Annotated in this window: 8 protein-coding genes; 5 read left to right on the forward strand and 3 right to left on the reverse strand. The window is 69.7% G+C overall.

Annotated features, from left to right (window positions below; translation table 11 throughout):
* Positions 1 to 61 precede the first annotated feature (61 nt).
* Positions 62 to 1,135 (reverse strand): ribonuclease D, encoded by a 1,074-nt coding sequence (rnd, locus tag ABE522_RS16925; RefSeq protein ID WP_346592697.1) that lies wholly within the window; start codon positions 1,133 to 1,135, stop codon positions 62 to 64.
* A gap of 89 nt (positions 1,136 to 1,224) precedes the next feature.
* Here rnd and ABE522_RS16930 point away from each other — a divergent pair, with 89 nt between their 5' ends.
* Together ABE522_RS16930 and ABE522_RS16935 are read left to right on the forward strand one after the other, a co-directional pair.
* A complete protein-coding gene (locus tag ABE522_RS16930; protein WP_406846387.1) occupies positions 1,225 to 3,099 on the forward strand; it encodes a formylglycine-generating enzyme family protein in 1,875 nt (624 codons plus the stop codon).
* Between the two features lie 71 nt (positions 3,100 to 3,170).
* A complete protein-coding gene (locus tag ABE522_RS16935; protein ID WP_346592698.1) occupies positions 3,171 to 4,073 on the forward strand; it encodes a M48 family metallopeptidase in 903 nt (300 codons plus the stop codon).
* Positions 4,074 to 4,095: 22 nt separating this feature from the next.
* Here the strand turns inward: ABE522_RS16935 and xseA are convergent, their stop codons facing one another.
* Positions 4,096 to 5,439, reverse strand: coding sequence for an exodeoxyribonuclease VII large subunit (gene xseA, locus ABE522_RS16940; RefSeq protein WP_346592699.1), 1,344 nt, complete (start codon positions 5,437 to 5,439; stop codon positions 4,096 to 4,098).
* A gap of 59 nt (positions 5,440 to 5,498) precedes the next feature.
* Complete coding sequence (gene queG, locus ABE522_RS16945) at positions 5,499 to 6,581, reverse strand: tRNA epoxyqueuosine(34) reductase QueG (protein WP_346592700.1); 1,083 nt, start codon at positions 6,579 to 6,581, stop codon at positions 5,499 to 5,501.
* A 23-nt stretch (positions 6,582 to 6,604) separates the two neighbouring features.
* Here queG and ABE522_RS16950 point away from each other — a divergent pair, with 23 nt between their 5' ends.
* From ABE522_RS16950 to ABE522_RS16960, 3 genes are all read left to right on the forward strand, one after another.
* Positions 6,605 to 8,092 carry an NAD(P)H-hydrate dehydratase gene (locus tag ABE522_RS16950; RefSeq protein WP_346592701.1) on the forward strand — a complete coding sequence of 496 codons (1,488 nt, stop codon included), beginning with the start codon at positions 6,605 to 6,607 and terminating at the stop codon, positions 8,090 to 8,092.
* A complete protein-coding gene (gene tsaE, locus ABE522_RS16955) occupies positions 8,085 to 8,573 on the forward strand; it encodes a tRNA (adenosine(37)-N6)-threonylcarbamoyltransferase complex ATPase subunit type 1 TsaE (protein ID WP_346592702.1) in 489 nt (162 codons plus the stop codon). Before ABE522_RS16950 ends, tsaE begins: the two co-directional genes overlap by 8 nt.
* A 73-nt stretch (positions 8,574 to 8,646) precedes the next feature.
* Positions 8,647 to 10,266 (forward strand): N-acetylmuramoyl-L-alanine amidase, encoded by a 1,620-nt coding sequence (locus ABE522_RS16960; RefSeq protein ID WP_346592703.1) that lies wholly within the window; start codon positions 8,647 to 8,649, stop codon positions 10,264 to 10,266.
* Positions 10,267 to 10,405 lie beyond the last annotated feature (139 nt).

The raw sequence follows: 10,405 nt of genomic DNA on the forward strand, positions 1-10,405 counted from the left end.
GTCACTACCCATGCGTGGTCGTCCGGTAGTGACGGCCGCTGGCCGTCATCCAGTGGAGCGGTCAGGGCAGCAGCGGCTGCAGCTTCGGCTCCAGCACCTGCTGCCGCCAGCCGGCCAGCGGGGCCGGCCAGGTGCGGTTTTCCAGGTAGCTTTCCAGGTGCTTGCGCGAGGCCAGCACGCCATCGGGCAGGCCCAGTGACTGGCTCACCTGCGCTACCGCTTCCTGCAGTTTCTTCAACGCCTGCTTGTTGGCGTCGGTGGCCTGCAGCAGCTGCGGCGCATCGGCTTCATCGTCCAGCGGCGTGTTCAATGCCTGCCACACCGCGCCTGCCAGCTTGCGCGGCGCTTTGGGGAACTGGTCGAACACCTTGCCCAGCGCCGCTTCGTCCACCGGCGGGACGCGGGCGAGGGTGGCGGCCAGTTCGTTGTCCAGGATCCAGCTGCGCGGGCGGTCGCTGACGCGCGCCTGCTGGTCGCGCCAGCGCAGCAGGCGCAGCAGCCGGCGCTGCGCCGGTGCATCCAGGAACTGCGCCGAGCGCATGCCCAGGTGCGGCCAGCGGTCTTCGTCATGCTCCACGCTGGCCAGCAGGCGCTCGGCATCGTCGGCCAGCCACTGCTGGCGATCCTGCGCTTCCAGCTTCGCCACGATGGCATCGTGCAGTGCGAACAGGTGCTCGACGTCGTCGGCGGCATACTGCAGCTGCGCATCCGACAGCGGCCTGCGCATCCAGTCCGAGCGCGTTTCGCCCTTCGCCAGCGCTACGCCGGTGATTTCCTGCACCAGTTTCTGGTAGCCCATGCCGCCGCCGATACCGGCCAGCGAAGCGCCGATCTGGGTATCGAACAGTGGCCGCGGCAGCACGCCGCAGGTGTGTTTGAACGCCACCAGGTCTTCGCTGGCGCTGTGCATCACCTTGATGATGGACGTGTCGGTCAGCCACGGGGCCAATGCTTCGGGCATGCCCGGGATCAGCGGATCGATCAGCAGGATTTCATCACCGACGGCCATCTGCACCAGCGCCAGTTGCGGCCAGAAGGTGCGCTCGCGGATGAACTCGGTGTCCAGGCCGATGCGGGAGGGACGCAGCTGTTGCCGCGCCTGCAGTTCTGCGGGGGTGTTGATCCAGGTTGCCACGGGGCGTTCGACTTCTCGCGTTTGCTCAGGAAGGGGAGAATAGCCTAACGTCGGCCCGCACCCCCGGCCTGAAGGAGTTGGTTTTGCGTCTGCCGCGCCCGTATCTGCTGCTGCCCGCCCTGTTGCTGCTGGGGGCGACCGGCTGCGGTGAGCCCCCGTCGGCGCCCCGCACGGCGGCTGCGGCAGCAGCCGGGCCGGCGCCCCGCGCGCAGAACGCGCCGACCGCTGGCCAGGCCACGGTGACCATTGGCGGGGAGGACGAAGCCGAGACCGTACAGCGCTGGACGCCGCCCCCGGTGGCCATCGACCCCGAAAAGCGGGCCGATGCGCGCCGACGCGCCGAGCAGGCCCTGCGTGAGGGCCAGCTGTTCGAAACCAGCGGGTCGGCCATTCCGCTGTGGCTGGCACTGCTGGAGCAGGATCCGCAGGATCGCCGCGCCCGCGATGGGCTGCAGCGCGCACGCCGGCAGTTGCTGGTGCGGGCCAGGGCCTTGCTGGAACAACCGCAGCAGCAGCGCGCCGCACTGTCCGAAGCGGCGCAGATCGCGCTGGTGTTGCTGACCATCGCCCCGGACAACGAGCAGGCGCGCGCGCTGCAGCGGCAGGTGGAAGTGGCCCAGCGTGCGGTGGCGTTCAACCGTGCCGGCGAAGACGACCTGCGCGCCGGACGGATCGGCGAGGATGGTGACGGGGCCTTGGTCAACTTCCGCGAAGCACTCGCCCTGGATCCCGACAACGTGCGGGCGCGGCAGGGCTTGGCGGCGGCCGAGAGTGGCTTGATCGGACGTGCCGAGATGGCCGCCCGCGCAGGGGATTTCGCTGCCGCCGGCACCTGGCTTGCCGAAGCCAGCAAGGTGCGCGATGCCGCCACGACCATCGCCGATGCCTTCGAGCGGATCGAAGCGATACGCGCGGCGACCCTTGCCCGGCTGCGCGAGCAGGGCCTGCGTGACCTGGCTACCCCGCAGGGCCTGAAACCGGCCGGCGAGAAGCTGGAGCAGGCCATGCGCATCGCCCTGCCGGGCAATGCGGACGTGGCGCTGCTGCGCGAGCGCATCGAGCTGGCCACGCACTACGGCAGCTTCCGCCCCGGCCAGGTGTTCAGTGATCCGCTGCGCGATGGCGGACGCGGACCGCGGATGAAAGTGGTACCGCATGGTGGCTTCCAGATGGGCGCCGGGCTGCACGAACCCGGTGCCAGCGACGCCGAGCGACCGTCCCATTACGTGCGCTTCGAGCGTGGCTTCGCCATGGCCATGACCGAGGTGACCGTGGCCGACTTCGCCCGTTTCGTGAAGGCCGCCAACGCCCGCCCGCGTGCCACCCGGCGTGGCCATTCCATTGTCTATGACGAGCGCAGCGGCAACTTCATCCGCCGCAGCGGGGTCGACTGGCAATCGGACTACGACGGCGGCCGTGCGCTGGCCAACCAGCCGGTGATGCATGTAAGCGTGCGTGACGCCGAAGCCTATGCGAACTGGTTGTCCGAACAGACCGGCCGCTCCTATCGGCTGCCGAGCGAGGCCGAGTTCGAATATGCGGCGCGCGCGGGCGCGTCGGGCCGTTATCCGTGGGGCGATGCCGGGGTGCCGCCGCCGGACTCGGGCAACTTCACCGGCAGCCTGGACGTTTCGCCCACCGGGCGTCGCTGGGCCAACGCCTTCATCGGCTATGGCGACGGCTACTGGGGCGCCGCGCCGGTGGGGATGTTCAAGCCCAATGCCTGGGGCCTGCATGACATGGGCGGCAACCTCAGTGAATGGGTCGCCGACTGCTGGCACGCCAGCTACCGGCGTGCGCCGTCCGATGGCGCGGCCTGGTTCAATCCGGGCTGCCGGGCGCGGGTGATCCGCGGTGGAAACTGGGCCAATGCCCCCGAACAGACCCGCGCGGCGTGGCGGCAATCGCAGGATTCGGACACCACCAGCGGGCGGATCGGCTTCCGGCTGGTGCGCGGCATCTGAGCTGCACGCCATCTGGGCTAGGATGAGCCGTTCCCCGCCGGCCCCGGTGGGCCTGGCCAGGACGCACGTCGATGCGCAACGATCCGTTCTCCCGTTCTTCGCAGCAGGGCCCGCGCCGCGGCGGCCTGTTCGGCAATGTCCGTTGGCTGGTGCTGCTGGCCTTCGCCGGCTACGCCGCGTTCTACTGGTTTTCCAACCGGTCGGTGGACCCTTACACCGGCGAGTCGGTGCTGATCGACAGCACCCTGGACGTGGACCAGGAGAAGGCGCTCGGCCTGCAGGCCTACCAGGAGATCCTGGCGCAGGAGCGGCCGCTGGACCCGAATGCGCAGGTGTCGCGCGACGTGCGTGATATCGCCCAGCGGCTGATTGCCAAGGTGGACGTGGTGGAAACCGCGCTGGCTGAAGAACATGGGCTGCAGCCAGGACATTTCTCGCGCGGATTCGATTGGGAGGTCAATGTGATCCAGTCCGACCAAGCCAATGCGTTCTGCCTGCCGGGCGGCAAGATGGCGGTGTATACCGGGCTGGTGCCGGTGGCGCAGACGCGCGATGCGATGGCCGTGGTGATGGGGCATGAAATCGCCCATGCGTTGTTGCGCCATGGTGCGCAGCGCATGGCCCAGCAGAAGCTGACCCAGATCGGCCAGATGGCCGGTGCGGCCAGTGGCATGGACCCGCAACAGCAGCAGATGGTGATGGCGGCGATGGGCTACGGCTACCTGCTGCCGTATGCACGCGGCCATGAAACGCAGGCCGATGAAGTGGGCCTGATGCTGGCTGCGGCGGCGTGTTTTGATCCGCGCGAGGCGGTACCGCTGTGGGAGCGCATGGGCCAGGCCAGCGGCGGGCAGTCGCAGCCGGAGTTCTCTTCGACCCATCCCAATCCGGGCACGCGCATCCAGAACCTGCAGGCGCTGATGCCCAAGGCGCTGCAATACCGCCAGCGTTTCTGCGAGCAGGCGCGGCAGTAGGGCGGCGGACGGCCAGCGGCCGTTATTCCCGGGTGAGGCTGACCTGCAGGTCGATGACCCCATCACCGACCTTGGCCTGCACGGCGTCGCCGGGCTGGACCTGGCTCACGCTGCGGACCAGCTGGCCATCATCGGTGCGGGTCAGGATGCTGTAGCCACGGGCCACCGTCGCCAGCGGGCTGACCGCTTCCATGGAACGGGCCAGTCCACGCAGGCGCAGCGCGTCGTTCTGCAGTCGGCGCTGCATTGCGGCCTGCGGGCGGCCGCGCAGGGCCAGCAGGCGGCGTTGCAGGCCTTCCAGCTGGCGCTGCGGATGGAACCCGCGCAGCACCGCGGCAGCATGCCGCAGGCGCGCCGTACGTTGCTGCCCCTGCTGCTGGCGTACCGCCTGCAGGCGCCGGCCGAGGTCGGCATGGCGCCGTTGCAGCAGCTGCAGCCGGGCCTGTGGGCTGCAGGCATTGAGCCGCAGCAGCAGGCGGTCCGCGCGCTGCATCGCCTGGCCCAGCGCATGCCGGTGCAGCTGCTGCAGGCGCGCTGCGTCACGCCGCAGGCGGCGGGCCAGGTCCTGCTGGTCGGGCACCAGCAGTTCGGCGGCCACCGACGGGGTCGGCGCGCGCAGGTCTGCTGCGAAATCGGTGAGGCTGAAGTCGGTTTCGTGACCCACCGCGGACACTACCGGCGTGCGGCTGCCGGCCACCGCGCGGGTCAACGCTTCATCGTTGAACGCCCACAGGTCTTCCAGCGAGCCGCCACCGCGGGTCAGCAGGATCACGTCGTAGCGGCCGCTGGCGTCGGCGGCCTGCAGCAGGCGGGTGATCTGCGGCGCCGCCGAATCGCCCTGTACCAGCGACGGCAGCAGGTCGACCTCCAGCAGCGGGAAGCGGCGAGCCAGTACGCTCAAAACGTCGCGCACCGCCGCGCCGGTAGGCGAGGTGATCACCGCCAGGCGCTGCACGTGGGCGGGCAGCGGGCGCTTGCGCGCCGGGTCGAACAGGCCTTCGGCGTCCAGCCGTGCCTTCAGTTCCTCGAAGGCGCGGCGCAGTGCCCCTTCGCCGGCCTCTTCCATGTGGTCGATGACCATCTGGTATTCGCCACGCGCGTCGTACAGCGTGACCCGGCCGCGCACCAGCACGCGCATGCCTTCGCGGGGCACGAAGCGCAGCGTGGACGCCTTCATCCGGAACATCGCCGCGCGCAGCTGTGCGCGTGCGTCCTTCAGGGTGAAGTACATATGGCCGGACGACGGACGCGCCACGCTGCCGAGTTCGGCCTCCACCCAGATCGCCGGGAAACTGCCTTCCAGCAGGTCACGCGCCAGCGTGTTGAGCTGGCTGGGGGTGAGGACATCGATGCTGCGCTGCTGCATGGGCACTCAACGGGTCTTTCTGGATCAGGCCACCATGGTCGCACGTCGGACGCGGGCGATCACGCCGCGCCGTGCTGCCCCAGCGCCCATTGCACGTGTTCGCGCACCAGCGCCGAATCGTGCGTGCTGCGGGTAGCCAGCGCCCCCACCACCCGCGGTGAGGTCGGTGCGTTGCCCAGCGCCACGGCGATGTTGCGCAGCCAGCGCTCATGGCCACTGCGGCGGATCGGGCTGCCTTCGGTGCGCTGCAGGAACTCCGCTTCGTCCCAGCTGAACAGCTCATCCAGGCGTGCGCGGTCCAGGTTGTTGCGTGCGCGGAAATCGGCCTCGTCGGTGCGCTTGGCGAACTTGTTCCAGGGGCACACCAGCTGGCAGTCGTCGCAGCCGTAGATGCGGTTGCCGATCAGCGGGCGCATCGGTTCCGGGATGGCCCCGTCGTGTTCGATGGTCAGGTAGGAAATGCAGCGCCGCGCATCCAACCGCTGTGGCGCGATGATGGCCTGGGTGGGGCACACCTCGATGCAGCGGGTGCAGGTGCCGCAGTGCGCACTGGCAGGCTGGTCGATCGGCAACGGCAGGTCGATGTAGATCTCGCCAAGGAAAAACCAGGAGCCGCCGTGGCGATCGATCAGGCAGGTGTGCTTGCCGATCCAGCCCAGGCCGGCATCGCGGCCGAGCGCGCGTTCCAGCACCGGCGCGGAGTCGACGAAGACGCGGAAACCCAGCGGCGCCACTTCATCGCTGATCTGCGCGGCCAGCTTCTGCAGCCGGTTGCGCATCAGCTTGTGGTAATCGCGGCCCAGCGCGTAGCGCGCGACGTAGGCACGACCCGGATCGGCCAGCGTGGCCCAGGCTTCGGTGTCGTCCTTGTGGCTGTAGTCCATGCCCAGCGAGATCACCCGCACGGTGCCGGGCAGCAGTTCGGCCGGCCGCGCGCGCAGCGTGCCGTGCCGCGCCATCCAGTCCATCGTGCCGTACAGGCCCTGGCCCAGCCAGTCCGCCAGGTGCGCTTCGTCTTCGGCCAGGTCCACCCCGGCGATGCCGCAGCGCTGGAAGCCATGCGCACGCGCCAGGGCGCGGATGCGCTGGACGGCGAGCGCCGGATCCAGGCCGGCGGGCAGGGGGGGGGAATCGGGATGCATGCCCGCAAGTATAGAATCCCTGCATGCTGGACCCTTCCGCTCTGTTCGATTCCGCTGCCGCCCGTTCATTGGATGCACGCGCTTCCGCGCTGGCCGGTGATGGTGGCTGGTCGTTGATGGCTGCCGCCGGCAAGGCCGCGTGGCAGTGCCTGCTGCAGCATTGGCCTGATGCCCGGCACATCGCGGTGGTGGTGGGGGCGGGCAACAATGGCGGCGATGGCTGCGTGCTGGCCCTGCATGCGCTGCAGGCCGGCCGCCAGGTCAGCATGCTGACCCTGCCGGGCACATCGCCGTCCACCGCGCTGAGTGCCCGTGCCGCCGCCGAGCTGGCGCGCGCCGGTGGATGCAGCACCCCATTCGATGGGCACCTGCCCAGCGCCGATGTGATTGTCGATGCGCTGTTCGGGCTGGGCCTGCGGCAGGCGCCGCGCGCTTCGGCGCAGGCGGTCATCGAAGCGATCAACGCGCAGGCTGCGCCCGTATTCGCGCTGGATGTGCCCAGTGGCATCGACGCCGACCGCGGCAGTGCGCCGGGTGCGGTAGTGCGCGCCACGCTGACGCTGCAGTTCATCGTGGCCCATCGCGGACTGCATACCGGCGAGGGACTGGAACATGCCGGCCAGTGCGAGCTGGCGACCTTGCCGGTGCCTGCAGATGCATGGGGCGGTGTGCACGCGGCCGCCGACTACTGGCAGCGCGACCGTCTGCCTGGATTGTTGCCGCCGCGTCGCCGCAACGCCCACAAAGGGACCTCCGGACACGTGCTGTGCGTGGGCGGCAACCATGGCAGCGGCGGTGCCCTGCTGATGACCGCGCACGCGGCGCTGCGGGCCGGTGCCGGCTTGGCCAGCCTGGCCACGCGGGCCGAACACATCGGCGCGGCGCTGGCACGGCTGCCCGAAGCGATGAGCCATGTGGTGGACTGCACTGCGGACCTGCAGGCGCTGCTGCAGCGGGCCAGCGTCGTCGCCATCGGGCCGGGGCTGGGGCAGGACGACTGGGCACAGGCGCTGTGGCGTGATGCACGTGACAGCGGCAAGCCGCTGGTGGTCGACGCCGACGCGCTGAACCTGCTGGCGCGCGATCCGCAGGCCCTGCCGCAGGCGATCCTGACCCCGCATCCCGGCGAGGCCGCGCGGCTGCTGGAGACCACCCCCGCTGCGGTGCAGGCCGACCGCTTCGCCGCGGCCACTGCTCTGGCCGAGCGCTTCCACGCGGTAGTGGTGTTGAAGGGCGCGGGCAGCCTGGTGGCGGCGCCGGGCCGGCGTACCACGGTGATCGGCGCGGGCAATCCCGGGATGGCGGTCGGCGGCATGGGCGACCTGCTGACCGGCATCATTGCCGCCCTGCGTGCCCAAGGGCTGGCGCCGTTCGAGGCCGCGGCCGGCGGCGCCCTGCTGCACGGGCTGGCCGGCGATGTCGCCGCTGCCGACGGCCAGCGCGGCCTGCTTCCCACCGACCTGCTGGCGCCGTTGCGCCGGCTCTGCAATCCGGATCCTGTCCATGCTTGAACTGCATCTCCCCACTCCCGAGCACACCGACCTGCTGGGCCAGGCGCTGGCGGCGACCCGCCCGGCGCAGGCATTGCTTGAACTGCAGGGTGACCTGGGCGCGGGCAAATCGACCACCGCACGCGCGCTGTTGCGTGCGCTGGGCGTGACCGGTGCCATCCGCAGTCCCACCTATACGCTGGTGGAGCGTTACCCGCTGGCTGACGGCAGCGAGGCCTGGCACATGGACCTGTACCGGATCGGGGGGGCGGCGGAGCTGGACTTCCTGGGCCTGGATGAAGGCACTGCCTCGCTGTGGCTGGTGGAATGGCCGGAGCGCGGTGCAGGCGCATTACCGTTGACGGATCTGCGGCTCGAGCTGGAAATGGCAGGCACGGGACGAAACGCCCGTCTCATTGCGTTGAGCGATTCCGGTGAAGCCTGGGTGAAGCGACTGCATGAAGCAGGCGAGTTAGCTTCGCTTTCTGTATATCGACCATAACAAACGGATGAAAGTTACGGATTATTAAGGGAAAAGGTTTGCAATCTGTTCAGCGCAGTGATTGAATCCTGCCATGCGCTTACCCTTCCGAACCCTTGCTCTCTGTGCTGCTGCCGGACTCGCCCTGGCGGGTGCCGAGGCGTGGGCGGGGGAGATCAACCAGGTGCGTCTGGATACCGGTGCGACCGGCACCCGAGCCGAGATTTCACTGGCCGGTTCTGGTGGCTACAAGACCATCGCGCTGTCCGGCCCCAACCGGCTGGTGGTGGATTTCCCGGATTCTTCCGCGGTGCGCGGATTGAAACTCCCGGCCGCCCAGGGCGTGGTCACGGCGGTGCGGACCGGCCAGCCGGTGCCCGGCACCTTCCGCGTCGTGTTCGACCTTGCCGACAACGTGGCCCCGTTCAAGCCGCAGATGCAGCAGCAGGGCGGACAGTCCAAGCTGGTCATTGAATGGCCCGGCGACGCGCCGGCCACCGCAGTCCACACGTCGCCGCCTGCGGGCGCGCCGGTCCCTGCGACGGCTACGGCAGCGGCCACCCCGCCTCCGGCCACGGCGGTGAACGCCGCGCAGACCCGCAGTGATGCCGCGCGGGCCACCGCACTGCTCACCGCACAGGTCCAGCAGCAGGCGACGGCTGTCGCGGTTGCGCCGGCCGCACCGGCAACGCTGCCCAGCACCACCACGTCCACCGTCGCCGGCCCCGGGGCCGGCCCCGGGGCCGCCACGCCTTCGCCGGCCGCCATCCTGGCCGGCCAGCCGACCCAGGCGCCGGTGCCGGTGCGAACGACCATCGCCGGCACCATGCCCACCCGTACCGGCGCTGCGGCCGCGCCTTCAGGCGCCACCTCGCAGCCGCCGGAAACCGCGCCGCTCGCGCCGCGTCCGAACATGCCCAGCGACGTGGCGCGTGTAAGCATGAAGCCGGGCATGCGGCCGCTGGTAGTGGCCATCGATCCCGGCCATGGCGGCCAGGATCCTGGCGCCGTCGGTCCCAGCGGCAAGCGTGAAAAAGACATCACCCTGGCCGTTGGGCGCGAGCTTGCCCGCCAGGTCAATGCGATGCCGGGCCTGAAGGCCTACATGACGCGCGACAGCGACGTGTTCATTCCGCTGCCGATGCGCGCACAGAAAGCGCGTGCGGCGAAGGCGGACATCTTCATTTCGATCCACGCCGATGCCGCGGAAAACCGCGCTGCGCGAGGCTCGTCGGTGTACGTGCTGTCCACCAAGGGCGCCTCATCGCAGCGCGCCCGCTGGCTGGCGGACAAGGAAAACGCGGCTGACCTGATCGGTGGCGTCAGCCTGCAGCGCACCGAGGGCACGCTGGCCAACGTGTTGTTGGACCTGGCCCAGAGCGGTTACATGAAGGCGTCCGAGGATGCCGCCAGCCATGTGCTGGGCGGGCTGAAGCGGATCGGCAACAACCACAAGCCGAACATCGAACGCGCCAACTTCGCCGTGCTGCGCACCTCGGACATGCCGGCGATGCTGGTGGAAACCGCCTTCATTTCCAATCCGGATGAGGAGCGCCGCCTGATGGATCCGGCGTACCAGCGCAAGATCGCCGCCGCCGTGCTGGATGGCGTCAATGTGTTCTTTACCCGCCAGCCGCCCCCGGGAACCCTGTACGCCGCGCGCGCCCAGGCGGAGATGGAAGCGGCCAGCACCGTGGCCGGCGGCAGCAAGTAGGGCGAGGTAGCGCCGAGCCATGCTCGGCGAGCGCAGCGGCGAAGCGATGACGACCAACGGTCGTCACCCACCGGGGCGAAGATCACCGACCAGGGCGAAGATCACCGACCAGGGCGAAGATCACCGACCAGGGCGAAGA

Origin of the sequence: Stenotrophomonas lacuserhaii (assembly GCF_039674585.1) — a bacterium.
Taxonomy (GTDB): Bacteria; Pseudomonadota; Gammaproteobacteria; order Xanthomonadales; family Xanthomonadaceae; genus Stenotrophomonas; species Stenotrophomonas pennii_A.